Consider the following 26,034-nt stretch of genomic DNA (forward strand, 5'->3'; position numbering starts at 1 on the left):
CCCCGAACGGAGGTCCCATGCTAGACTCTTCTCTTCTTGAACAACTAAAATCTGTCTTTGGCGCCTTGGAGAATACTGTTGAGCTTGTCTATGAAAACAGCTCTCACGAGGATCAAAAAGATCTTTTGGACATGCTTCAAAGTGTGGCCAGCACATCAGACAAAATCACGCTGACTCAGAATGCGTCTGGCACTTCGCCGATGCCTCAGTTCCGTATTGACTACAAAGGCAAACACACGGGCATCGTGTTCAAAGGCATTCCCGGCGGTCACGAGTTCACTTCGTTGATTCTGGCGATCCTGAATACGGATGGCAAAGGCAAGCTTTTGGACAGCGTGATCGCGGACCGCGTTCGTCGTCTGAATAAAAATATCACTGTTCAATCTTACATTTCTTTGACCTGCGAAAACTGTCCTGAAGTGGTGCAGGCTCTGAATCAGATCGCTTTGATTCACGGAAGTCTTCGTCACGAAATCATCGACGGTGGCTATGTTCAGGACGACATCAAGTCCCTGGGCATTCAAGGCGTGCCAAGTCTGGTGGCGAATGCAAAAATGTTCCACTCCGGCCGTATTCAGCTTTTGGATCTGGTCAGCAAACTGGAATCCACCTTTGGCGTCGACGCCAATGCAGCACCATCCGAGCCTGTGAACAAAAATCTGGGTCACTTTGATGTGCTGGTGATCGGTGGCGGCCCGGCGGGGGCATCCGCTGCGATCTATACAGTTCGCAAAGGTCTGTCCACGGCCATGATCACCGAAAAAATCGGCGGTCAGGTGCAGGAAACCAAAGGCATCGAAAATCTGATTGGTGTGACTTACACTGAAGGCCCGGCTTTGGCGGCTCAACTGAACCAGCACATCGCCAGCTATCCGGTGAAGGTTCTTGAAAACCGTCGCGTGAAAAAGATCCACACTGAAAACAAGGTCAAAGCCATCGAACTTGAAAGTGGCGAACACCTGACTGCAGATTCGATCATCGTCACCACGGGGGCGAAATGGCGCGAACTGGGTGTTGAAGGTGAAAAAGAATACCTGGGCCGTGGCGTGGCTTACTGCCCGCACTGTGATGGCCCCTTCTATAAAGGCAAAAAAGTCGCTGTGATCGGCGGAGGAAACTCGGGCGTGGAAGCGGCGATTGATCTGGCCGGCATTGTTCGCGAAGTCGTGGTGTTTGAATACAACGATCAGCTGAAAGCCGACAAGATCCTGGTTGATAAACTGAAGTCCCTTCCGAATGTGTCTATTGTGACCAGCGCCAAGACTGAAAAAGTCATCGGTGATGGCTCCAAAGTTCAGCAGATCCAGTATCTGGATCGTTCCCTCAACAAAGAGGAGAAAATGGATCTGGACGGCATTTTCGTGCAAATCGGCCTGGTGCCGAACAGCCAGTTCCTGAAAGAAACCGTGGAGCTGACCAAGTTCGGCGAAATCATCGTCGATGAAAAAGGTCGCACTTCAGCCAAAGGCATTTACGCTGCCGGAGACGTCACCACGACGCCCTACAAGCAGATCGTGATTGCCATGGGTGAAGGCGCGAAAGCGGCGCTCGCAGCCTTTGAAGACCGTATGTATCACTCTTAGTTTTAACCAGAACGTTCCTGTAAAATCCATGGGCCCCACCCTCTTGGGGCCCATTTTCCATTTCTGCGCAAAGCATCTCTCTTGACTCCGATGACGCCTGACCTACGATAAGTCTGCAAAACAGGAGTCCATTTAATGAAAACAGCATTGAAAATGCCACTATTAGCAGCTCTGGTTTTTTCCATGAGTGCCTGCCAAACCCTGAACAAGAAGGAAGCCGTGAACGCAGAATACATTCCGCGCGAAGTTCTTTTTGGAAATCCCGACATCACCGGGATCAAGATCAGCCCTGACGGAAAATACGTCACTTATCTTTCCGCCCACAAGGGTGTACTGAATATCTGGGCTCAGGAATTCGGCAAGCCGGAAACGGCAAAGCCTGTCACCCACGACACCAAACGCGGCATTTTCAGATACAATTGGACTTACACTCCGGGAATTCTGACCTTCGCTCAGGACGTTGCCGGTGATGAAAACTTCGGCCTGTACACCCTGAATGTCTCCACTGGCGAAATCACTGAAATCACCAAGCCTGGCAAGGTCACTTCCCAGATTGCTGAAACCAGTCATCTGCGCCCGCAGGAAGTGGTCATCATGACCAACGAGCGTGATCCAAAGTTCTTTGATTACAAGATCCTGAATCTGACAACCAAAGCCACCACGGATCTTTTCACCAATACCGAAAACTATGCCGGGATCATGTTCGACAAGAACTTCCACCCGATCATCGCCAGCCAATCGAACAAAGATGGTTCTTCCACAATCTTCCTGTGGAACGCCGGCAGCAAAAAGTTTGTTAAAAAGACTGTCGTCCCATTCGAAGACAGCATGACTTCTTCCGCAGTGGACGTTTCTCACGATGGCAGCAAAGTCTATTTGCTGGACAGCCGCAAACGGGACAAAGCCGCTTTGATCGAATGGGATATCAAGTCTGACCAAAGCAAAGTGGTTGCCTCGGACGAACGCTCGGATATTCAGGGTTTGCAAATGCATCCCCAGACCGGAAAACTTCTATGGGCGTCCTCTTACTATCTGAAACGTGATATCCAGTTCTTCGACAAGGACTTCCAGAAACACTTTGAAGGGATTGAGAAAAAGCTCAACACCGAAATCAATGTGACCTCCATGAGCCTTGACGGAAATCAGTGGGTTCTGTTTGCAGATTCTACCGACAAACCTGTGGCGTTCTATTTCTATGACGCCAAAACCGGAACTTTAAGTCAGCCTTTGTATCACACCAAAGCCATGATTCCTTACGGCAACCGCCTGAGCGCCATGGAAGCTATTGAGATCCCATCCCGTGATGGCTATCAGCTGGTGTCCTATCTGACTCAAGCCCGCAAGCCGGCTGGCAAATCCCTGGTTTTGCTGGTGCATGGGGGTCCTTGGGGCCGCGATGACTATGGATACAATCCTTATCATCAGTGGCTGGCGGATCGTGGGTATAATGTACTGAGCGTGAACTTCCGCGCCTCGACAGGTTTTGGGAAAAAGTTCCTGAATGCGGGCGACAAACAATGGGGCCGCAAAATGCACGACGACCTGATTGACGCCGTCAACTGGGCTGTTAAAAATGACTATGCCGATCCGAAACAAATCGTGATCATGGGCGGATCCTATGGTGGTTATGCCGCGTTGGCGGGTGTAACCTTCACTCCGGACACTTTTGCTGCCGCGGTGGATATCGTGGGCCCGTCCAATCTGGAAACTTTGCTTGCCACAGTTCCGCCGTACTGGGAAAGCTTCCGCGCGAATCTTTACAAGCGCGTGGGCGATCCGACGACAGCGGCTGGCAAAAAGCTTTTGAAAGAGCGCTCTCCGCTGACTCATGTGGATAAAATCAAAAAACCACTTTTAATCCTTCAAGGGGCCAATGACCCGCGCGTGAAAAAAGCGGAAGCTGATCAGATCTATAACGCCATGGTGGCTAAAAAGATTCCGGTGGAATATGTATTATTCCCTGATGAAGGACACGGTTTTGCCAAGGCTGCCAACAACATGGGGGCTAACGCAATCACCGAGGAATTCCTGCAAAAATACCTGAAAGGACGCCTGGAGCCGATTGAGGCTCAGGTCAAAGCCTCTTCAGCGCAAATGATCACTACGCCTCAGTAATTCCCTGAAGAAGGCCTGAAAGCAAAAGCCCCGGTTTCCGGGGCTTTTTTTTGTTTTTATAATTCGCAAAGTTCTATGGAATGCCCGTCGGGATCCAGCACGATGGCCTTTTTGCCATCAGGCATGTCTGTCGGGTCTAATATGCACATGGCACCGGGAACTTTGACAAGTTCCTGCACGGTTTTCTCCAAATCCGTAATCTTAAAACCCAGCTGCAGGCTTGGAATCTGAGATCTTTGAGGATTTTGGATGTTGTACAGTGAAAATTCGACGCCGTTATGAACGGCTCTGTGAACTTCACTCCCTTTATCAACTTTTGACGCTGTAAATTGAAAGCCGATAATTCGATAAAAACCCAGCATGCCCTGTAGCTGCGTGGTGTTTATTGTGATAGAAGTGAATAGCAAACTCATCCGTCTATTATCTGAACCGAGGCCGTATGAAACAAGAAAAAATTTATCTTAAAGACTATAAATCCCCTGCCTTCACGGTAGATTCCATTAACCTCGACTTCAATCTGAACGAAGACTTTTGTCGAGTCGTGGCAAAATCCCAGGTTCGCCGCACCCACCTCGGTGAGATGCGCCTGAATGGCGAGGAACTGAAACTGGTTTCCATCAAAATAAACGGCCAGCAGTTAAATGCCGACCAGTATCAGATCACGGAAGAAGAACTGATTGTTCCGTCAGTTCCCGACAGCTTCACTTTGGAAATCGAAACTGAGCTGCAACCGCAGAACAACACATCCCTGGAAGGACTTTACAAATCCAACGGCATCTTCTGCACCCAGTGCGAAGCACAAGGATTCAGAAAGATCACTTACTTCTTTGACCGTCCGGATGTGATGACTTCTTATTCCGTGACTATCGAAGCTGACAAAAAGAGATACCCGGTTCTGCTTTCCAACGGCGATCGCATCAAAATGGAAGACCTGGGTAACGGCCGCCAAAAGGCTTACTGGCAGGATCCGCACAAAAAGCCATGCTATCTGTTCGCACTGGTTGCGGGTGACTTGGGTGTGATCCGTGACACCTTCACAACAGTGAATGGTCGCAAAGTGAATCTTGAAGTCTACGCGGCTCACGGCAAACAAGAGCGCTGCCAGCATGCGATGGAATCCCTGCACAAATCCATGAAGTGGGACGAAGAGGTCTTTGGCCTTGAATACGACCTGAACGACTACATGATTGTGGCGATTGATGATTTCAATGCCGGCGCGATGGAAAACAAAGGTCTGAATATCTTCAACTCCCGCCTGGTGCTGGCTGATTCCAACTCGGCAACCGATGTGGACTTCCATAACATCGAATCCGTTGTGGCTCACGAATACTTCCACAACTATACCGGCAACCGCGTGACGTTGCGTGACTGGTTCCAGTTGTCCCTGAAAGAGGGTCTGACCGTATTCCGCGATCAGGAGTTCTCTGCTGACATGACGGATCGTGGGGTTCAGCGTATCGAGGACGTGGATGCTTTGCGCGCCGGCCAGTTTGCTGAAGACGCTGGTCCAAACTCCCACCCGGTTCGCCCGGAATCCTGCATGGCGGTGGATAACTTCTTCACCATGACGATCTATGAAAAAGGGTCTGAAGTGATCCGCATGATGCAAACCATTGTGGGCCGCAAGGGCTTCCGCAAAGGGATGGATGAATACTTCAAACGTCATGATGGTCAGGCTGTCACGACGGAAGATTTTGCAGCCGCGATCTCGAACCCTAACAACAAGGACTTCACTCAGTTCCGTCGCTGGTACAACCAGTCCGGCACTCCGGTGGTTGCGGTTCAGGAAAAATTCGATGCTGACAAAGGCGAGTTCCATGTGGCTTTGGAACAGAGCTGCCCGCCGACTCCGGGCCAGCCGACGAAAGAACCATTCCACATTCCATTGATGATGGGTCTTTTGGACAAATCCGGCAAAGAGTTGTCTTTGAACTGTGACAAAATCACCGTAAACACTGACGGCAAAAATCTGATGGAGCTGAAAGAGCAAAAAGAGACCTTCGTGTTCAAAGGCCTGAAAGAGCGTCCGGTTCTTTCCATCCTGCGTGAATTCTCTGCTCCGGTAAACTTGCGCTGGGAAGCTTCTGAAAACGATCTTTACTTCCTGATGGAAAAAGACACGGATTCCTTCAACCGTCGTGAGATGGCTCAGAAACTGGGGCTTCGTCTGTTCAAAAAGATGATCCAGCAGGCTCGCGCCAAAGAAACCATGACTTTGGATCCTCGTTTCATCAGCACCATGACTTCCATTTTGGAAGATCAGGCGATGGATCCAGCGTTCAAAGCGAAGATGTTGCAATTGCCAAGCTATGCTGTTCTGGCACAGGAAGAGGCGGTATTGGATGCGGAAGCATTCTATAAAGCCCGTACAGCTTTGCGCAAAGAGATCGCAACCGCCAACCGCAATCAGTTGCTGAACATCTACAAGAAATTCCATGGCGTGGAACCAAAAAGCCGTGATCCAAAAGTCTTCGGTCACCGCTCTTTGAAAAACCAGGCTTTGGCTTATCTGGCAGAACTGCACGATCCGGAAATCATGGACATCGTGAACAAGCAATACTGGGAAGCTCAGAACATGACCGATCGTATGACGGCAATGTCTTTGCTGGCGGATTCAGACTCTGCTCACCGTGAAAAGGTTTTGGCGGACTTCTATGCAAACTGGAAAGACGATTCCGTGGTGATCAACAAGTGGTTCACGGCGCAAGCGACCACTCACCGTCAACAGACATTGGAAGACGTCAAAGCATTGACGAAGCATCCGGCGTTCAACATCACGAACCCGAACAATGTGTATTCATTGCTTCGTGCTTTCGGGGCGAACCTTGTGCGCTTCAACGACCCGAACACCAACGCTTACGAGTTCTATGCTGACAAGATCCTTGAGATCGATCCAAAGAACCCGCAAGTCGCGGCCCGTTTGTGCGCGGCCTTCAACTTTGTTTCCAAGCTGGAACCAGCCATGAAGGAAAAGGCCCTGACTCAAATCAAACGCATGGTTGCTGTAGAGTCTTTGTCCAAAAACTCCCGCGAACTTTTGCAATCGGCTTTGACCTAGGGTAAACGCGCGGGCCCGGGCGAACCTCTGGGAGCCTGCCGCTACAGAGGGCACGCATCCGTGCTCAGTCGGTGCCGGGGCGTTGCCCCGGTTCGCGCATCCTGCGCCACCGAAGGCCCTCTTCCGGGCAGCCTCCCAGAGGCTCTCCCGGTCCCTCAATCCACACTTGATCAAGCAAATCCAAAAATGCGCATAAAAAAAAGGGAGTCCAAAGACTCCCTTTCGCTTTTTCAATTTTTATTTCCCCATCCCCCTACCCAAGACCAAGGCTGGTCAAAAGGGTCGCAGCGCAAGGCGGAGGGGTTTCTCCGAAACGGAGGCGTGCTCCAAGCACGTCGGAGAGAAGGAGAAGCCCCGACAACGCAGTCGATGGGGCCCTTTTCACCAGCCGCTAGTATTTAGTACGGCAGTGCTCGAGGAACTCTTCTCTTGTTTCCATGCGGCTCTTGAAGTGACCGCGCAGGTCGGATGTGGATGTTGTGCTGGAGGTGTCTTCGATACCTCTCATCATTACGCAGTAGTGTTTTGCGTTGATGTGGACGGCGATGTGTTCGGTGCCCAGGATGTATTGAAGGCAGTCGGCGATTTGTTTTGTCAGACGTTCCTGCACCTGAGGGCGGCGGGAGAAATACTGGACAATGCGGTTGATCTTGGACAGACCGATTACTTTTTTATTGGGGATATAGGCCACTGTTGCGAACCCGTCGATTGGCAGGAAGTGGTGTTCGCAGAAAGACAGGCAACCGATGTTTTGCACCACGATCATTTGATCGTAGTTCATTTTATTTTCGATCACGGTCATTTTTGGGAACTTCTTGGGATCCAATCCTCCGAAGACTTCGTTCACGTACATTTTAGCTACGCGCTTTGGTGTTTCGCGCAAAGAATCATCATCCAGGTCCAAACCCAGAGTGTTCATGATGTCGGTGAATTTTTCGGTGATGCGTTCGATCTTTTCTTCGTTGGTCAGACCGTTGTGGATCATCGGTGTTGGACGGACGTTTTCCAGAATCTGTTTCACCGACGCTGACACGTCCGAGTATTGAGCTTCTGCTTTAGCTTTTACACTCTTTTTGCTGGTTTTCTGGGTGGTCTTCTTTGTTGTTTTTGCCATCGTCATTCCCTGCTCGAAAAGCCCACTTATGCCCTAAAATCGGCAGGTTCGCAAAGCTCAAAGCCCGTAAATTAGGTTTTTTGTAGATTTTGGCTGTTCAACCATTGGCGCAGCAGGTCTTTCTCTGACGAAGACAGCCCCTCAAAATGCACTCTGAGGACGTTGCCTTTCACGTCAATGACCTTGGCTTTGCACTGAACATCGTTGATCTCTGACAGAACCATGGTGAAAACCTGATCCTTTTTGAAGGCCTCAACCTCCTCAGGGACGGAAATACGAGCTCCCGTATAAGACAGATCCACGGTTTCACCATTTACTTTGCCATTCAAAACAACCGGGGTCACAACGACAAAACGATCCCCTGTCGGGGCAAACCAGTTCTGACGGCGATCCAGATAAGGATAACGGAAGAATGAAAACACCGTGCCCACGATAAAGAGCACCAACAGACAATCCAGCACCCTGGCCGTGCTGATCGCCGGGTCCACCACGCCAAAGCCCTTAAACAGGCTGACCAGCGTGCTGATCACAAAGATCCCGCAAAGGATCATCCCCATAACCCAGGACAGTTTGTGGCGGATCATCAGCGTCAATCCGGCGCCAAAGACAGACACCCAACCCACCCAATTCAGCACCGCAACTCCGGTTCTTTGCATCATGATGAGGTCAAGCACAGGTGTGAACATAAGCACAGCAGCAGCCATTTCCACTGCACGAGGACGTTCTAGAGCTGGTGATTTTGTTTCCATAGGAAACTTATCGGCTAGAGCAGAGTCAGGGTATAGATTTTTATTGATTATCTCGCTTCAATCCTTAGAATTTCTCATTGTGAGACATATAAATTTTCAGCACGTCCTAATTGTCATTGCGTCCCTTATTTTGACCAGCCAGGCTCAAGCCTATCCTGATTTTATCGGGTACAGCTATTCCTCCTGCATCACCTGCCATTACAACGGTCTTGGCGGCGGAGCCCTGAATGATTACGGTCGCGCCCTGTTTGCCACCGAGATCACCTCCCGCTCTGTCTTCCCCAAGAACATGGAAGAGGAAGAAATCGCGGAAATGTCCGGCTTCCTGGGTAAAAAGAAGCTGCCTTGGTGGGTTCGTCCGGGTCTGAAATATCGCGGCCTGTGGCTGAAGATGGAGCCAGGCTCCACTGCCACCACTGAGCGCTACATCAACATGCAAAATGATGTGAATTTGAACTTCTTCCTGGACAAGAAACAGACTTATTCCATCATCACGACAGTTTCCTACACCGGTATTGAGCCCTACTACGGCAAAACCAACACCTGGTTCATGCGCGAATACTATCTGCGCTGGAAACAAAGCAACAACTTCTGGCTGTACGTCGGCCAGATGGACAAAGCTTATGGCATCCGCAACGTCGATCACTCGGCCGTCAGCCGTAAAGCCATCACACTGGGGCAGTTTGACCAGTCCCAAGGGGTGATCGGTCATTTCACTTATCCGGACTGGGATGTGGCTGTGAATGCCTTCTTCGGAAATGCCGCTCAGGAAGACCCGCAAAAACAAAAAGGCTTCTCTGTGGCGGGGGAATACCAGGTCTATGAAAAGTTCAAAGTCGGTGCTTCTGTACTGACGTCACAAAGTGATTTGCAACAGTGGAACCTGGCAGCCCTGACCACGCGTATGGGCCTGTCCAAGGGTTCTGCGATCATGGGTGAATTCGGTCTGCGCCAAAAGAAAGACAAAATCGCTGACTCAGAGGCCGAACTGGGCACCTATGCGATTGTTCAGACCATGGTTGAAATCCAGCGCGGTTACAACTTCCTGTCGATCCTTGAGCACACCAAAGGTGACATCAACAAATCCTCCGCCGAAGCAATGAAGTGGAGCATGGGCGCGATGATGTTCCCTCTGCCGCGCACCGAGCTTCGTGCGATGGCAACCAATGGAAAAACTTATTCTGACACTGGTGGCGTGGACGATGCCTGGGCTCTGCAAGGGCAGATCCATATTTCCTACTAAGGGACACATATGAAAAAATGGATGTTTGTACTATTTGTCACCCTTCTAAGTCAGAACGTTCTGGCCCAGGAAGAAACTGATTCTGAAGAAACGCCGGCGGCAGAAGCCCCTGCGGCGGCACCGGCCACAACAACGGCAAAAAAACCGGCGCGGTCCCGCCAGGACTGGGGCTTGAGCCTTTCCACTTTGCAGTGGGATGAAACCCTGCGCGTTCAAGACGGCATCACCAACACCAAGGTGCCAGCCAACTACAACGCCATCACGATCACCATCATGAAAGAAATCACCTACTATCGCTGGGGCTGGAGTGCCGGGGCCTTTATCGGTGCCGGTCGCGCCAACGGCGGATCCGATGCGGATCCTTACTTGAGCGACAAAGTGGCCTTCACCACTTACGGGATTTCCCCGCGCGTATTCTATCGCCTGTCCGGTCGAATCAATGCCGGCGTGACGGGAATGCTGTTTTATAAAAATATCGACTGGCCAAAAGAAACCACCACCCAAACCATTGATTCAGGCCGCAGCCTGAACGTCACAGGTATTGCCGACTTGAATATTCGCATGTTTCAAAAGTGGGATTTCTATACCGGGATTGGTCCTTTGACTGAAGGATCCACGCTTTGGAAAATCGGTGTGAACTACCGATTCTAAAAGACAAAGGCCCCTTTTCAGGGGCCTTTTTTTATTTATTTTACTGGAACCGTCACTGCCAAAGTCACTTCGTCTTCAACACCGACACCCATATAGTTGATGTCCTCGATGCCAAAGTCGCTCAGCTTCAACTTGAATTTCGCTTTCAAGGTCTTGCCTTCGACTTTGTAAACTCCGGAAATGTCTTTTTCAATGCCACGGATTTTGATTTTGCCCGTGCCCTTGCCGCCTTTACCTTTTGCGGAAAGCAAAATGGCCTCTGGGAACTTTTCAGTCTCCAGATGTTTTTGCGTGTGCTTGTCACGCAGCTCTACGCCGGTTTTCAAAGTTTTCAGATTCACAACGATGTTTTCCGCGGAAACTTCATCACCGCTCACCACGGCCTGACCTTTAACGTCAGAAGTTTTACCTTTGAAATCCCCCATCGGATTCAAAACCACATCCAGAACCACACTTTGCGCCATCGCTGCTGTGGAAATACCCATTGTGACAATCAATGCTGCAACAAATTTCATTTGCCCTACCCCTTTTACTTTTGGTGATTGTTTTAAAAACATATTAAATGACTTATTCAATGCTGTTGATCCAGTCAGCCACGGCTTGAACCTCTGCCGCTGACATAGAACCCGACGTCGGCATATTGCGGGTTCCCGGACCCACTGTTGCCCCTGACAGGCGATAGTAAAGTTTTGAACCCACCAGATCCTTGGCTTTCGCCAGGCCGCGGGAAAGAGCTTTGGTCTCTGTCAGATTGCGGAAGTCACCGTAAGTCGAGCTGTTATGACAGCTCAGACACTTGGAATCGATGACCGCTTTGGCCGCCAGGAATTTTGGATTTTCCACAGTGACTTCTTTGCCGTCGTTGATCAACGCCGGATCATAAATCACGTTTTCAATCAGATTGTTGGTCGCCACATAGCGGGACATCACATTCAGTTCACCCTTGCTCAGCGCAAGACCGTCAGTGTCCGAACCACCATAGACAACATATTCATAGATCTGACCGTTCGCTCCGCCCGTCGCCACACTTTTCACGGTGAAGGCAAATTCACCCGGAGTTCCGGTCTTTTGAATTTCTGCCGTCTGCACCACTCCATTCACCTGCAAGGTCATTTCGGTGGGTTTCACACCAAAGCCTGCAGCCAGTACCATCTTGCTGCCACTGCTTGGAAGATTCACTTCCATGAAGGCGATGTTACTGGAATCCGGAGCCGCACGCACCACGCGGATCTTACCCGCAGCGATGTTGATATAGGCGTCTTCTTGATTGGCGCCCGAAGACACCGAGAACACTTTGCCGGTCATGCTTGTATCCAAAGCCACCACGAAGGACAGCTGATTGGCCATGAAAAGGGCTTTGTTCACATAGGAAGGATTGCCAGGCTTGGACCAGAAAGAAAGTTCGGTAGAGGACAGAAGTTTTGGCAGGGATTTTTGATCCAGGGCTTCGCGGGAATCAAAGATCCCCTGTTCGTAAAGAACCTGATCCTGCAAAGCAAAGTCGCTGCAATTCTGGAACGCCAGAATCATTGCAAGCCCCGCACTGCCGACCACAACGGTCTTTAAAACCCCTAACTTCATTCGAAATCCCCCAAAAACATACAGAACTCTTATCGGCACCAAACACAAAGAACCCAAGGCCTTCGTGTTTGGTCCACTGTCTCAATATGAGACTATTGCGGCATCCCCAGGTCCACCCATTTCTGAACGATGGCCTTCATCTGCGAAGACATCAATCCAGAACGTGGCATCGGAGAGTTCGCATCATTGATACGCTTGATAATCACACCGGCCTTGGCCTTGGAAGCTGCATAGTTGCTAAGGTCCAGACCCCCGTCTGCTCCAGCACCCGAGTGACAGCTTAAACACTGTGTTTTAAACACATTCACCTTTGCATCGGAACCAACCAGCATCGCGAATGTCACATTCGGCGGAGCCTCATCAACTGGCGCCACTTCGGTGGAACCGGTTCCGCAAGTCGCCGTGCTTTCAGCCTTTTCAATGGACGTGAACTGCAAAGCGAACTTGTCCGTTGTTTTGGTTGTCGACATCACCAAAAGCTGGGCATTTCCGACCGGAGCCAGTGCCAGCGGAGTGCCCGGGCAAACCACCGCATTGATATTGCGATAGACCGTGGCAGAATCCAGCATCTTGTCATTCACATAGAAGAACAGACCTTTTACACGGTACTTGGCTGTGCCCGAAGTGATGGACATGGTCGGTGCGCGCGCGGCATATCCGACTTCAACCCCACCGACTTTTGCCACTTGGAATTCCACCGACATTTTCAAAGGGAATGTCGTGGCTTTTGCCGGCAGGTCCGCAGCCGTGCTGTAGTTCCATTCAATTTTCGTCCACGTGGCCGAATTGGCTTTGCTGTTCACAATCGTCGCGTTGGTTTTATTGGCTGTCACCACGGACTTATCAACGCCGTCATCACCCTTACAAGTCAAATAAGCGGCCTGGGCAGAAACCCATTCGGCTTTCAGACTGGACACAGCCCCATTATGATGGGCCCCAGTGTATGGCGGGTTGTGCGCTGGATTGATCGCATTGTCAGAAATAGCCTGATAGCCTTTGTCTTTGAAGACCTGATAGGACATCAAAGAGTTCTTCGAGGCAAAAGCCGGCGCTTCGTGATCACCGTTATGGCAACCCGCGCAGTTGTTTTTCAGAAATGTGTAATAGCCGGAGCCGAACTTGGCATAAAGCTGATCTTCACACAGGTCCCCTGTGCTCTGCTCACCTTCGTCCACTTCTTCTTCCGTGGATCCACCCGACAAATCCGAGCTGCCCTGATTGATCAGCTTCACGGTTTGCGTGTCGATCTGAAAACCTTCGCCCAGACTTTGAGCGCAGTTTTGGAATGCCACAACCAGGATCAGTCCCCCGGATACGGCCCCCAGAATCTTCAAAGATTGAAGTTTCTTCATTCGCTTCCCCTTAAGCTACGTGAAGTTTAACAACTTTTTCCACGTCGTCCGCCTGTAAGGTGGCCGGCGCAAGTTGTTTGAACAGCCCCATCTTGTAATTCAAATTCAAATAGTTCGCCAGAATCGCCGCCGCCACATAGTCCGGACGGGATCCCACCAGCGTGGATGTATCCACACTCTGATCCGTCAGGTAATGACCGATCTGAGTACCACTGGAAGTCACTTTGCCCTTTGGATCAAAAGCAATAATGAACTGCAACGAAGACGAATAGTCACTGGACCAGATGCTGGAAGAAGTGTCAGACACTTCCGAAGAACAAGCTCCATCAGTGGTCACCATAATGAACAATGGTTTTTTCATCTGACTGGCAAGTTCCAGCATGTTACCGATCTGCACACCCGCAGCGAAGTCTTTCGCATCGGCAGCAGTACGCACACCCGGAGAATGATAGTCATAACCACCCAGCGTGATACGACCGTGGGCGATATTGCCATTCAATGCATTGTACACCACACCCGCCGTCACCGCTGTTGCGTTGTTGGCTGCTGTTGCCGTATTGATTTTATAAACATTTTGCACAATGGTGTCTTTGCGTGGATCCACGCCGGAAGCACCACCGGCCGCGATAATATCACCGGACTTCACACCGGCTTCCTGCAAGGCCAGCTTCAAACCGTCATTTTTGGAATTCAGTTTTGCAACCTGGGACTTGGTCATTTTAGCAACGAAAGAAGCCAGAGTTCTTTTTTGTTTGGCATTCAAAATACCGTTGTCTGCCAAAGTACTGGAATAATTCAAAGCACCGAACATGTTGTCCAGACTTGCCAGCTCCAGGGAAGAATTGGGAGCTGAAAACACCGGACGGATATTTTCAGCGGTAGAGCCCTGATGCACACCCGGCAAAACCTTGCCGATCAGACCTGCTCTTTCCAATGGACCGGAAAGATCATAGAACGGACGAAGAGCGGCCTGACCGTTGGTGTCGTTGGCCGTGTCCGTGCAAAGAGCCACAAGACGGGCTTTACCCAAAGTCGCAGCACTGGCCACAGACTTGATACCTTTATGCAATTGGGAGCTGGAGGCAAAGTCTGCGCCCATCACTTTTTCAGTGGCAAAGCCGGATTTACCCAGACCCAGCTTGGTGTAAGCACCCAGCAGATTGTTGCCTTTGTCTTTCACGACAAAGTTTCCGTGCAGGGCTGCGCCACCACTCAGACTTAATGTGACAAACGGAATCATCGGGTCGCCTTCGGCCGCTACGGCCTTACTTCCCATGGTCAGAATAGAAGTCACCGCCCCGGGCACCGCCATGCGGGCCGCGAAGGAGATCACACCTGTTTCAAGCAATTCACGGCGTGAAAGCTTCAGGCTGGAAACGTCGGTTTTTTCATCCAGGACTTTTTGCAGTTTATCGTTTTTCATTTTCCCCCCAAATCCCCATTGTCCGTTACAGAAGGTAAGATTCCGGCACGGACAACATGCCTGAACAGATAAAGACCGCCAGTTTGTCAGACTCTGTAGCTTTCCCCAAAGCCGCAGAATCCAAAGTGCTGTAGTACTCGTCCACAGCTTGCGTGATGAAGGACAACTCTTCACTGGATGGTTTGCGCATCCAGAAACGGTCAATCATCAGAATATACGTATTGATGGCGCCCATTTTTCCATAAGTGCCAGGACCTTTTGCAAAATCCAGATACTTAAAGATGTCACGAGTGCCTTTTTTCTCTTTATTCACGGCTTGCTGACAGACCACACCCGCCAGGGACGTCGTGGCGATGATGCTTGGTGAGTTCACCAAAGTCAGATCATTCTGCGGAACCAGCAAGTTGCGGCGATAGTTGATCTCGGCGTTCACCGTACCCATATTGATGTCAGCACTTTTCAGATTCAAAAGCGACATCATGGATTCCAGGGTTTGCTTCGCATCCACCGGAGCCCCGTCAATATCCGACTGGGTCTTGCTGCTCACGCTGCTGTTGCTGCCATCAACGCTGCCACCATTCAAGGTGACTTCCTCAAGGCTGGCAAAATCAGTCTGCTGCGCACAGTTTTGAAAGCCCATTGTCACAAACAGGAAAGAGAAGCTCACACCGATTACTGCGCCAATTTTTTTCTTAGCATTCATGGTCTACTCCTCTTTCACCACGCCACAGACCGGGTCCAGGGCGACTTCTGTATAAAGGCTTTTCAAATTATAATTTACTGCTTCGAAACGGTCGCCCAGACGAACCAGCGTCGTGTACTGGGTGGATTCAAGCTTCTTCAGGCACACGCTTTCATAAACGCGTTTGGCCATGCACTGGCTGAAACGACGGCTTTGAGAAAGCATTTTACCGAAGTCCTTCACGCCCTGACCGCCGCCGGCGTTACCGCCTCTCCAGCCAAAGAATGTGGATTTGCTGCCCAGGACCGCGTTATTCACGAAGTTATCACCCGTAACAACGAAACCGTAAGGATAAGAACCCTTGTTCATTTTCGCCGCGACACCCGTGCTGGAATCAAATGCATTTCGTGGGAACAGACGCAGTTCCTCGCGGGCTTCCAGATATGGAGTCACCAAATTGATATTGGCTGGACGGCCTTTGTTAATCAGCTTGCCTAAAAGGCGGGTTTTCTCAGCATCGGTGGCTTTTGCCGCCGTCAAAGACGCGCCATAGTACTCATAAAGCACTGACATTTCTTTCTTATTGTCCAGATTGCAAATCAGGAACAGGCGACGCTGCTCTGCCACCGCTGTATTGGCCTTGACCAGATTATTCAGGCAACCTGCCACATACTCTGTTTTATAGGTATCGACCGCACGATTTGCTTTCAAGTCTTCCAGGAAGGCCGCTTTCTTCGCACTGAAATCAGCTGCAATCGCATTGGCAGCAGCCGGATCACGAATCGTGTTCAGGGTCCCCATCAAAGTATTGCGGGCCGACGCTTCTGCCGTACCACGTTTGATCAGGTAAGCCAGACGTGTCGTGAACCATGTGGAGTTTTCCTGCCTGTTCACCAGGTCCGGAAGAATCTCGTTGGTCACTTTGGTGATATAGTTGGTGCTGTAAGTGCTGTATTCAGCCTGGATACCATGCTGATTGAAGAAGTCCCCGTTCATCTGGGAATAAGTGCCTGTCGCACCACCCGTCGTGAAATTCGTATAGTCCATTTTGGCAAAGGCTCCACGCATACCATCCATCACCGAGTGGCAGCTTTTACAGCTGGTCAGGTATTTATTGTGGTCCCCGGCCGGGAAACGTTCCACGTCGCGGCCCACATATTGATCTGAAGCAGAAGAATCTGCCGCTTCAGCCATGGACACACACAGAAACTGTTTTAAAGAAAACTCAACGGCACGACGGTTTGTACCACCGCTCAGGTTTCTTTCCGCAAATGTGCGGGTCGAGAAAACACCGGCTGGTTCCGGATTGTCAGCCAGATTCACCAGGTCAAAGCTTTTGTCTGTTTGCTGATACGGAGTGCTCCATGCGGATTTCACCAGCTTTTGGCGGGATTGAAGCTGCAAAGAGGTCTGCAGGTCCATATAAGCTGTTTCAACCGGAGTGAAGTTTTCCTGCGTGAAATAGCGCGTTCTGTTGTCCGTTACCTTCGGTACATTCTTCACATCATAGAAATAGTCAGCCGTCAGAATTTCACGGAAGTCCTTGCCGTCACGAACAACCCCGGCAATCAACGCCGAGAAATCATTGAAAGGAACTTTCACGGATTCATCTTTGTTTGAAAGCTTCAAAGACAGATTCTTGATCTGTACATTCAAAAAGTCCGAAGTGCCGGTAATATAATTGGCTGCACCACGGGTGTCCCCGTTTGCAATGAGCTCCGCCACTTTCTTAAGTTCGGGCTTGGTGGACGACACCTTAACGCCTGTCATTCTCTCGTAGAGTTTCTTGGCCTTAAGCATGTCTGACTCTGCAGCATGAGCGTTTATAATAGAAAACGCTGACGCCACGACAACAAGATATTTGTAGCCCCTCATACTCAATTCCCCCTTGAGTGATTACATTATCGTCTAATTTGGGAAAAATTGTGATGCTCCGACAAAGAATTTTTGACCACTCGTCCCTGTAGAAGACATTGACGATGTTTCGCAGTGAAACGTTTTTCACCTTGTAAATGACTTAACCCCTTGAAGTCAGGTGCGCCCTTTCCCGGTATGAAACAGCCTCGGACGAAAACAAAATGAAAACTAACTGTTCCCCACGGTCAAAAAAACACGATATCCCCGGAAAAATTGGTTCAGAGCGAGACATCACTCACTGGACCTCTTGCCTTCCCATTGAATTTCAGAGTTTTCTTCCACATTTAGACAGTCGCCAACCCGAACCTGGGGAACATCTTTTCCTTTAGTTCCGTTTCAAATTGTCGATAAAGTCATTATGAGATTTTTGATTGCAACACTATTGATATCATCTTTGGTTTCACCAGCTTGGGCACTTAAGGCCGTTGTGGTTAAAGGCGATCGCGCCTTGATCGACATGGAAGGTGAAGACCTTCAGGTGGGCGACAAGCTCGGAGCCCGCAATGCCGAGGGCAAAGCCCGCGCCCTGCTTGAAGTAAAGCAAATCAAAAATGGAAAGGCCGTAGCCGCCGTCCTTAAAGGACAGATGACTGCGGATCTTAGCGTTGCAAAGATCGGCGGAGGCAAAGCGGCCTCCACCGCCAAAGCTGCGGCACCGGAAAAAGCCGGCAAAAGCAAATCATCCTGGGGTGTGACAGCAGGTTACGCCATGAACAACATGACAGTGAAACCAAGCTCCAGCTCTTCCGTGGCGTTGAGTGGCAGCAGCATCAATGCTTCTGCCTTTTATCAGATGCCGCTGGACGGAAACATCAGCGCACGCATTCTGGGCGGCTATGAAACCCTGAGCGCCAAAGGCAGCTCTTCGACAGTCAGCTGTTCTGGTTCTGACTGTACCGTGGACATCAGCTATCTGGGCGTTGAAGCCCTGGTTCGCTATTCTTATCTTCGCAGTGCCAAGTTTGATGCCTGGGTGGGCGGCGGTCTGGGCTTCCTGTTTGCGATTGGCAAATCCAGTAACGTTCTGGACACCAGCAAAATCAGCACGAACCAAACGATCGTGGGTTCTTTGGGCCTGGATTATCATCTGGACCGCAAGAGCTTCATCCCAGTGCAATTGGATTATGCCATGTTCCCGGATAACAACACGTCTTCGGCAAATCAAATCATCATCCGGGCTGGATGGGGTTGGCAGTTCTAATGAAGAAGGTCGTCTTCTTTCTTTTGATCGCCTTCATCGCGGTGTCGGCCTATTACAAAGACAAAGAAGGCCAGGCCGACTTTGCTTCCACCAGTCGTACATTCACTCCAATTAAACTTCCGGCATTGCCTAAAAGCGGTTTGAACAACTTCAACACCGCCGCAGAAGCTTATAACTTTCAGGAATCCCAGCACGAAAGAAACGTCTTTCACTGGACACCGGGCTTCCCCGTTTATATTCCCACTTTTGACAGCCAGAACCGCCCTTACCTGCGCCAGCATGAGCGCAGTCAGACCACAGCCCTTACCAGCGGCTTTGTTCGCTATGACGGTGGTGGCTGGACCGAGTTGTCTTTGGGGTCTGACTTTCTAAAAGATCTCTTTCCAAAATCAAATATCGAAGAACTGACCCGCGCCAATCGCCAGGACCTTTTGTGGGATCCAAAGATGGCGGTATTTGACCGGGACGACATCATGTACACGCCTTTGCGAATCAAAGACGGCTTGGACAAAAGCTATGTCGTGGCCTATTCCAAAGATTATGGTCGCAGTTGGAAAGCTTTGAATCTGCTGACTGAAACCGCTTTGCCTGAATGGTATGACCTGGAAAGACCCACTTCGGTGGACGCCCTGCCCGGTCCTCCGGCATTCTTGTACTATCAAGCCACGGGCAAAGCCCCGGGTTACGAACGCGGCTTTGAATACTGGCAAGGCACCGTCGGCAAATTGACTTTCCAGATGACTCATTTCGAAAAAGACGAACTGGTCAGGGATCTGCCCGTGGTGCTTTCTGAAAATGCCCAGCCCATAGGTTATCGCAGCGGCAGCGGCGTTAAAATCCTGCGTTCCAAGGACAAGTATTTCATCACTTGGCTGGAAGCGACGCTGGATCATAAAATGGAAAAGAACGAGCGTGGCCGTGTGACAAACTCCAAGCCTGACAAGGCTGGCAATCCCTATTCTGCCATCTGGATTGCGGAAGTGGACGTGAAAACCCGCAACTTCAAAAAAACCGAGATTCTGAAAACCTGGCCACTGAACGACAGTCACAATCAGCCGGCCATCGTGCGCAGTCAGGATGGGACTTTGCATGTGATTGGCGGTGCCCATGGGGCCCACTTCACTTACACCCGCAGTTTGAAGCCGGACTCGATCGACAGCTGGAGTCCGGCAGAATTTGTGAACACCACGGACAGCGGCTATTCAGCAAACTTCAACATCCCAGGCGTTCAAGGTGGCAGTCAGACTTATGCCTCTTTGGTGATCGATTCCCAGAACCGTCTGCATCTGGCTTACCGCCTGTGGGCCCATGACAAGTCTGTATTTGATTTTGAATACTTCGGTGCCCTGGCGTATCAGAGCGCAGAACCTGACAGCAGCGAAAAAAAATGGAAGTGGTCTGAACCCAAGATTCTGGTGTATCCGAATGCTCAGGAATACACGCACTATTACCAAGTGCTGACCATCGACCGCAAAGGCAGCCTGTATCTGGAATACAGTCAGATGCGGCCCTATGCGCCTTATTACTTTAAATCCCCCAGTGGCGAGGCCATCAACACCTCCCCGATGCTGAACTCAGCCTTGTTGAAATCAGAAGATCAGGGCAAAAACTGGTTCCTGGTCAATGACAAGGACTTCAAATAAAAAAAGCTCCCCTTCGGGAGCTTTTTCTTTTTCAAACTTTTAAAATTTGAATTATTTGATCGCCATCAACAGGTCAGATGTTTCTGCGATCCATGGAGTGTAGGAATCCACACGAGTGAAGATCGACATCATGAAGCAGTCTGGAGTCAAAGGAATCGGCAAAGAGTCACCACGGCTGGCAACACCCATCAGATAAAGACGTCCGTCTTTCTGAACATAAGCCGGGCCACCGGAATCACCACTGCAGATACCTTTACGAATGGACTGATCCAGCATGATTTCAGTCGTCCCATACAAGGAACGTTTTACTTTCAGCTCAGTCGTGCGCAAAGTGCCTGCACCTTTTTTAACACCCCAAGCCCAGTTCAAACCAAAGCCCGCCACCACAACGTTAGAGCCTTTTTGCAACTGGTTGAAGTCAGTATACAATGGAGCTGGGGCATAACCTGCCGGAGCTGCACCTTCAAATCTTACCAAAGCCACGTCAGCGGTGTCTTCCACGCGCTCAGGATTGTAGTCTTTGTGCTGAAGAGCTTTCACCGTCTTACGAACCTTCGCAGGATCAAGACCCTTCATTTCCTGACCGAAGAAGACAATCAGCTTGTCAGAGTTCGGATCCACGCAGTGAGCAGCCGTCAGAACCAATTGTGGGGCAATCAAAGTCCCAGAGCACAAAGCACCGGCTTTTTCATCGTAAAGACCCACTGTAGAGCGAGCAATGATATCGTTGGCAGAAACCTTATCACCACCAATAACATCCTGACCTTGCGTTTGAATTTGCGCAGCATTTTGATCCGCACAAGCAGCCAACATCGCAGCAGAAACCATCATCAAAGAAATCTTTTTGAGCATTTGAGCACTCCTTTAAAAGCGCTCCCCTTCTATCAAAGAAAGTCCCGCAACGCCTCTAATTAAAAGTGTTCCCAGATGTTTTTACCCTACCGTCCTGATTTTTGACAATTTTGGGCCCACCGCCACAACCACAACAGCCCAGATCGCAATGGCTCATAAACCGCGGTGGTCCCCACTTTGAAGTATTTCAATCCGTTCAAAGATTTACCCTCCAAAGGATAAGAAAATGAAAATGACTAAGATTGCGGTGCTTTGTCTGATGTTCGGCTCTTCCCTGTCCCAGGCGGCGGGCCTTGATGTATCCCAGATCCAAAACTGTCTGCATCAGGAACAGTCCCTGTACAGCTCCCAGCATCCCCTGAAAGCCCAGTACCTGCTTCAGGAGGTGGAAGGTTCGGTTCGCGATCTTATCCTGACGACAGCGTCCCACAAAGAGCACACCGCGGCCGTGCAAGAGATCCTGAAAACCTCCGGGTCTTGCGCCGAAGCCCGCACGCGTGCCCTGAACTTTGCGAAGGCCCAAGACCTTGCGGCACTGCCAATGCTGCAAGCCCTGGTCGACACCAAAAAATCTGATATGGAAGAACTGAAACTGTGGGATGCCGAAGCCCGCAAGGCTTTGAAAGAGGCCTCTTATGTTCAAGCGGAAAGCTCTTTCCAGGCCGACCGTCACCCATCCTTGGCGCTGTTCATGGCTTCCGGTGAAACGACCTCCATTCTGGAAGAACAGTTTGAATTTGCCGCGGGCAGCACAATGAAAAACTCCTTGGAAACTTTGGCCGGGGCTGATGCCAACGCGGATCTGCTGGAAGCGCGTCTGTCTGAAAGAATCCGCACTGAAGCCGACCAGAAAATGGAAAAGGCCTTGGCTCTTAGCGCAGGCCTTCTGAAATAAGTTTAAAAGTGCGCCGCTAAAAGGCGCCTGTATCAATTTTGGACACGTCAAGAAGCTTCTGCCCCCTATAGATTGCTTCTGAGGACGTCTCAAATTGGAATCCGCTTTGCAACTATTGGCTGAGGCCCCCAGAGCCCCTAACCATGAGGACGAAAAAATGGTACGTCGGTTTCATACATCCAAGGTGCTGATCCCACTTCTGCTGACTTTGCAGAGTTTGAATGCCCATGCTGTCACGGACGCCAATCCGCAGATTGCAAACAAGCATCTGATGCCCAATGCCGTGCGCGTGCAAATCACTCCGCGCGGGATGAAATATTTCGACAACCGTCTGAGCGACATCCTTGGAAACGTGGGTGTGAAGCTGGATGAGGGTTACTTCCCTGCCATGAGCTACACCGCTGAAAAACCCATCAATATGGACGAGTTCATGGATGCAAATCCAGAGATGGTCAAAATGTACCAGCAGGTGCGCGGTCTTTTGACTCGCTGGCTGGTGGGCTTCTCTATGAATGATCACCAACCGACTATTGAGATCGGTGAATCCGGTTACGTTGCAAAATTCTCGCGCTTTGGTCTGGTCACCGACGAAATTCTGATGGAGGCTCTGGGGAAACGTGATGGCGCCATTTTGGCGATTGAACTTGAAGTCAAAAAACTGACGATCTCCACCAAATCCGTGGTGGCGTGGGATACACAAAACGAATTCCTGGGTAAAGCCGGTTTTGAAGACGTGACGTTGCAGGCGGCTGACGAGGAAATGCCTCTGAAAATCCGTCTGCCATTCTATCTGCGCATGAACAACATGGGCGGACTTGAATTTGAAGCGCTTGAAATTTCCAATAACTTCGACTCCATCCCACTGGGCTTGAAATACGGTCGCCTGATCGTTCCTCAGTTTGCAGTGGAAGTGAATGGCAAGAAATTCTATGTAAACAACGAGGAACTGGAAAGACTGTTCCAGTCCCAGGCTCCGATGATTCTTGAAAAAGTTCGCGGCAGCATCGGGGACTTTGCGCGCACGCAACTGCCGGCCATGCTGAATCAGAAAGCCAAGGAATTCCTGGGTGGATCTTTGGAACAGGTTCAGGACATGGCAGCTCCGGGTCAGGAACCCACTGACACCCGTCCCGCTTTCAAGTGGGGCTTGCAGCTGCAAAGCCTGAATCTTAAGAAATCCTTGAATGTTGATCTGACCACTTATGTGGAAGACCCGATCAACTCGCAGAGTGCTCCGGTGAAGTCGCACGCTTCCCGTGGGGCTCCCTCCTTCACCGCGGTGACTCAGGAAAACTATGACATCGGGTTGAGCGTGGACCGCGCCCTGATCAACCGCGTGTTGCAATTGGCTTTCGAGCGCAAAAATTTCGAACAGATCAAACAAAGTGATGGTTCCGTTTTGAAACTGGTCGCGACTCCTTTGATCGACTATGTAAAAACTCCAGCAGGTGTGGCGGTTAAGCCTACGGAAACCTTCGTTAAACTGAGAGTTTCAGTCGAAATTCAGCCCGGCAGCATGTTCTTGAAAAAGACCATCGTGGTGGACTTCGATATCATTGCAAAATTGCGCCAATTGAGTGATAAGACCGGCATGCAGTTGCTGATGTATTCCATCGACACTGACAGCATGTACCTGGATGACAAGTACATCTCGACAGCCGGCAAGCTGTTCAAAGGCAAAGTCCGTGAAGGTGTAAAGGACGAGCTGAAAAAACGCAGTGCCAACTGGGCCAAAACGGAAGAATCCCTTCCGGGTGGGCTGCCACTGCCACCGCAGATTTTGGGAATTAAACTGGATATCAATCGCGTGATGATGGATCCAAATGGTCACCTGATCATGTATCTGGATTACGCGAAAACAGGAGCAAACTAATGAGATCCCTCAAACTTATCATCATCAATGCTTTGACTCTGATCATCGGTCTGGGCCTTATGAGTGGTTCGGTTTCACAAAGAAGTGCGGAAGCTGCACGCTTTGAAACGATCCCGTCCCTTCAGGTGAACAAACTGGGTAACTATCGCGGTCAGTACCTGACAGTTCTTTACGCTGTGGGTTCCCGCCCATTCATCTCCACCGACAATTCCTCTATCTCTATTTCTCAGGTGAAAGAGGCGCGCACGGTTTACATCTCTGCTGATGCCATGAGCCTGCCATCCGTACAGGTTGAAAAAGAGGGCTTCCGCCCTTCTTACAACATCGTGGTGTTTGTGGTTTCCCCGCAGGCCAATTACAGCTGGGTGAACGCGGACGGTTCTGTGCCTCAGGGCATGACTTCCACGGGCAACCGCCTGAGCTCTTTGATCAATGCGATCAATAAGACAGATGTTGATGGCTTCATCACCTCTCAGGGTGAAAACGGAACTCTGCAAATCAATCTGGTGAAATAGTTCAGAACTGAAAAATCAAAAAAAGAAAAAGGCCCTGAATCAGGGCCTTTTTTTATCCCAAGGACACAGAGGCCGCAGCTTTCTGCCCGGTTTCAATCGCCCCCTGCAGGGTTCCGGCAAAACGCAGGCTGGTGTGTTCGCCGGCGAACAGCAACTGCCCGTTCAACTCCGGATCGGCGGCGGCTCCGCGGAACTTCATATACTGACCAGGCTTAAACACCGCCATGGATCCCAAAGACCACTTGCGCTGCTTCCAGTTCACCATCTGGTCCCGGCCGTGAAGTTTCGCCGGCACTTCGCCATAGAACAAGCCCAGATCTTTCAAGGTGTCTTCAGTGGCGGAGGCCCCGGCCTTCAAACCGGAACTGCCTGCGCGCTGCCACGTCAGCAAGCCTTGCGTGCCGGCTTGTGAACGCCCGGAATCCCAGATTTTTTCCGTCAGGAAATCACCCGTGAAATTCCCCAGGTTCGCCGGGGTGGAACCGCTGCGCGTGCTCCAGAATGGGTTCGCAAACGGAATCAGACCTTTCGAGTGAGTCGCGTATTCCTGAGTGCGCACGGCTTCTTTTTTAAGATTGGAAATTTCCAGATCCATAAAGCCCTTCACTTCACGCAACTTCGAGAACGGAATTGTGCAGATCACGCTGCGCGTGCGGAAGGTTTCTTTGCCTTGCGCCCCCTGGAAAGTCAGTTCGAAGGTTTCATTTTCAAACGACATTTCCACCAGCGCCATGTTCATCTTCACCGAATAATCCGGGATGACCCCGGCCACTCGCGAAGCCAGCGTCTGCATCAGATTCGACAGCCCGCCTTCCATGCGGTATGTGGTGCGCGCACCCAGCAGCGAGCTGCCTTCGGCGTCGACAGTGGAAAGGAAATGCAAAGACGACTGATCGGCGGCATCCACACCAAAACGGCTAACCGCCTGGGTTTCGATCAACTGACGCAGCACCGGGTCCACTTCCGAAGACCAGGATTCCAAAAGATCCTTCAACGACAAGGTGTCATAGTAAGCAGCGCGCTCGTACTGGAATGAATTTTTGTAACTTAGCACCACATCCTGATCACGATACAGATCCAGACGCACACGGCGCAATGGCGCTTGCAGGGTCTTCATTCGCGGCAGCAGGTCTTTCACGCGGTACTGTTTACCATCAAAGGAAAACAGGTGTGCTTCCACATCCGTCGGGGTTTTGATCTCGCGCACCGGCAGATTCAGCTCTTTGGCAAGGCTCAGCAGCTGCACGTGGGAGTTGTCAAAAAACTCGGCCCCCAGCTCGCCCACGGGGCCGGTTTCACCGAACACGGGAACGCTTTGCACGCGGCCGCCCACACGTGAGGATGCCTCAAAGATACGGAAAGGGATTTTCTTCTTTTTCAGCTCAAAAGCCGCCGCCAGGCCGGCAGCGCCAGCCCCCAGAATGACAACTTCACTGCGCAGATCGCGGGCATCACCCATGAAGAATCGCTCGGCACTGGCGCAGCCGCCCCATGCCAAAGCCGAAGACCCCAGGGCCGAGATTTTTAAAAACTCGCGACGAGTAAAAGAACTTTTTGCCATCAATCCCTCACCTGCATAGAATGGCA

21 protein-coding genes are annotated in these 26,034 nt (G+C 50.7%); 10 read left to right on the forward strand and 11 right to left on the reverse strand.

What is annotated here, in order from left to right:
- Positions 1 to 17: 17 nt before the first annotated feature.
- Together ahpF and BDT_RS12325 are read left to right on the forward strand one after the other, a co-directional pair.
- Positions 18 to 1,583 carry an alkyl hydroperoxide reductase subunit F gene (gene ahpF / locus BDT_RS12320; RefSeq protein WP_015091575.1) on the forward strand — a complete coding sequence of 522 codons (1,566 nt, stop codon included), beginning with the start codon at positions 18 to 20 and terminating at the stop codon, positions 1,581 to 1,583.
- A 135-nt stretch (positions 1,584 to 1,718) separates the two neighbouring features.
- Positions 1,719 to 3,698 carry an alpha/beta hydrolase family protein gene (locus BDT_RS12325; protein WP_015091576.1) on the forward strand — a complete coding sequence of 660 codons (1,980 nt, stop codon included), beginning with the start codon at positions 1,719 to 1,721 and terminating at the stop codon, positions 3,696 to 3,698.
- Positions 3,699 to 3,754: 56 nt separating this feature from the next.
- Here BDT_RS12325 and BDT_RS12330 read toward each other — a convergent pair whose 3' ends face one another.
- A complete protein-coding gene (locus BDT_RS12330) occupies positions 3,755 to 4,111 on the reverse strand; it encodes a VOC family protein (RefSeq protein WP_041577782.1) in 357 nt (118 codons plus the stop codon).
- A 26-nt stretch (positions 4,112 to 4,137) separates the two neighbouring features.
- On the opposite strand from BDT_RS12330, the gene pepN reads away from it, so the two are divergent.
- On the forward strand, positions 4,138 to 6,756 hold the full coding sequence (gene pepN / locus BDT_RS12335; protein ID WP_015091578.1) for an aminopeptidase N: 2,619 nt from the start codon (positions 4,138 to 4,140) through the stop codon (positions 6,754 to 6,756).
- A gap of 391 nt (positions 6,757 to 7,147) precedes the next feature.
- Here the strand turns inward: pepN and folE are convergent, their stop codons facing one another.
- Both folE and BDT_RS12345 read right to left on the reverse strand, forming a co-directional pair.
- The gene (gene folE, locus BDT_RS12340) at positions 7,148 to 7,876 is read right to left on the reverse strand and encodes a GTP cyclohydrolase I FolE (RefSeq protein ID WP_015091579.1); all 729 of its coding nucleotides are present in this window, start codon (positions 7,874 to 7,876) and stop codon (positions 7,148 to 7,150) included.
- 65 nt (positions 7,877 to 7,941) lie between these two features.
- Complete coding sequence (locus BDT_RS12345) at positions 7,942 to 8,619, reverse strand: PilZ domain-containing protein (RefSeq protein WP_041577784.1); 678 nt, start codon at positions 8,617 to 8,619, stop codon at positions 7,942 to 7,944.
- 79 nt (positions 8,620 to 8,698) lie between these two features.
- On the opposite strand from BDT_RS12345, the gene BDT_RS12350 reads away from it, so the two are divergent.
- Both BDT_RS12350 and BDT_RS12355 read left to right on the forward strand, forming a co-directional pair.
- Positions 8,699 to 9,862, forward strand: a complete 1,164-nt coding sequence (locus BDT_RS12350; protein ID WP_235046113.1) for a hypothetical protein — start codon at positions 8,699 to 8,701, stop codon at positions 9,860 to 9,862.
- A 9-nt stretch (positions 9,863 to 9,871) separates the two neighbouring features.
- Positions 9,872 to 10,513: a hypothetical protein gene (locus tag BDT_RS12355; protein WP_015091582.1), complete on the forward strand. Its 642-nt coding sequence runs from the start codon at positions 9,872 to 9,874 to the stop codon at positions 10,511 to 10,513.
- A 35-nt stretch (positions 10,514 to 10,548) separates the two neighbouring features.
- On the opposite strand, the gene BDT_RS12360 is transcribed toward BDT_RS12355, so the two are convergent.
- The 6 genes from BDT_RS12360 to BDT_RS12385 all read right to left on the reverse strand — a co-directional run bounded on the left by BDT_RS12360 (position 10,549) and on the right by BDT_RS12385 (position 17,321).
- Complete coding sequence (locus BDT_RS12360) at positions 10,549 to 11,028, reverse strand: YceI family protein (protein WP_015091583.1); 480 nt, start codon at positions 11,026 to 11,028, stop codon at positions 10,549 to 10,551.
- A gap of 52 nt (positions 11,029 to 11,080) precedes the next feature.
- Complete coding sequence (locus BDT_RS12365) at positions 11,081 to 12,094, reverse strand: hypothetical protein (protein WP_015091584.1); 1,014 nt, start codon at positions 12,092 to 12,094, stop codon at positions 11,081 to 11,083.
- A gap of 92 nt (positions 12,095 to 12,186) precedes the next feature.
- A complete protein-coding gene (locus BDT_RS12370) occupies positions 12,187 to 13,446 on the reverse strand; it encodes a hypothetical protein (protein ID WP_015091585.1) in 1,260 nt (419 codons plus the stop codon).
- Positions 13,447 to 13,456: 10 nt separating this feature from the next.
- Entirely contained in the window at positions 13,457 to 14,869 is a 1,413-nt protein-coding gene (locus BDT_RS12375) for a hypothetical protein (RefSeq protein ID WP_015091586.1), read from the reverse strand.
- A 25-nt stretch (positions 14,870 to 14,894) separates the two neighbouring features.
- Positions 14,895 to 15,572 carry a hypothetical protein gene (locus BDT_RS12380; RefSeq protein ID WP_015091587.1) on the reverse strand — a complete coding sequence of 226 codons (678 nt, stop codon included), beginning with the start codon at positions 15,570 to 15,572 and terminating at the stop codon, positions 14,895 to 14,897.
- A gap of 3 nt (positions 15,573 to 15,575) precedes the next feature.
- Entirely contained in the window at positions 15,576 to 17,321 is a 1,746-nt protein-coding gene (locus BDT_RS12385) for a hypothetical protein (protein WP_235046114.1), read from the reverse strand.
- A gap of 505 nt (positions 17,322 to 17,826) precedes the next feature.
- On the opposite strand from BDT_RS12385, the gene BDT_RS12390 reads away from it, so the two are divergent.
- Positions 17,827 to 18,669, forward strand: a complete 843-nt coding sequence (locus tag BDT_RS12390; protein ID WP_148278822.1) for an outer membrane beta-barrel protein — start codon at positions 17,827 to 17,829, stop codon at positions 18,667 to 18,669.
- Complete coding sequence (locus tag BDT_RS12395; RefSeq protein WP_015091590.1) at positions 18,669 to 20,312, forward strand: BNR-4 repeat-containing protein; 1,644 nt, start codon at positions 18,669 to 18,671, stop codon at positions 20,310 to 20,312. The genes BDT_RS12390 and BDT_RS12395 overlap by 1 nt, the downstream gene beginning before the upstream one ends.
- 51 nt (positions 20,313 to 20,363) lie before the next feature.
- Here BDT_RS12395 and BDT_RS12400 read toward each other — a convergent pair whose 3' ends face one another.
- Positions 20,364 to 21,164 (reverse strand): S1 family peptidase, encoded by an 801-nt coding sequence (locus BDT_RS12400; protein ID WP_015091591.1) that lies wholly within the window; start codon positions 21,162 to 21,164, stop codon positions 20,364 to 20,366.
- A 226-nt stretch (positions 21,165 to 21,390) separates the two neighbouring features.
- Between BDT_RS12400 and BDT_RS12405 the strand changes: the two genes are divergently transcribed.
- The 3 genes from BDT_RS12405 (at position 21,391) to BDT_RS12415 (ending at position 24,447) form a co-directional block, all read left to right on the forward strand.
- Entirely contained in the window at positions 21,391 to 22,059 is a 669-nt protein-coding gene (locus tag BDT_RS12405) for a hypothetical protein (protein ID WP_015091592.1), read from the forward strand.
- A gap of 157 nt (positions 22,060 to 22,216) precedes the next feature.
- Positions 22,217 to 23,932, forward strand: coding sequence for a DUF2785 domain-containing protein (locus tag BDT_RS12410; RefSeq protein ID WP_041577788.1), 1,716 nt, complete (start codon positions 22,217 to 22,219; stop codon positions 23,930 to 23,932).
- Positions 23,932 to 24,447, forward strand: a complete 516-nt coding sequence (locus BDT_RS12415) for a hypothetical protein (RefSeq protein WP_015091594.1) — start codon at positions 23,932 to 23,934, stop codon at positions 24,445 to 24,447. Before BDT_RS12410 ends, BDT_RS12415 begins: the two co-directional genes overlap by 1 nt.
- Before the next feature lie 52 nt (positions 24,448 to 24,499).
- Here the strand turns inward: BDT_RS12415 and BDT_RS12420 are convergent, their stop codons facing one another.
- Positions 24,500 to 26,008, reverse strand: a complete 1,509-nt coding sequence (locus tag BDT_RS12420) for a flavin monoamine oxidase family protein (RefSeq protein WP_235046115.1) — start codon at positions 26,006 to 26,008, stop codon at positions 24,500 to 24,502.
- Positions 26,009 to 26,034 lie beyond the last annotated feature (26 nt).

It is taken from the genome of Bdellovibrio bacteriovorus str. Tiberius, assembly GCF_000317895.1.
GTDB lineage: Bacteria > Bdellovibrionota > Bdellovibrionia > Bdellovibrionales > Bdellovibrionaceae > Bdellovibrio > Bdellovibrio bacteriovorus_F.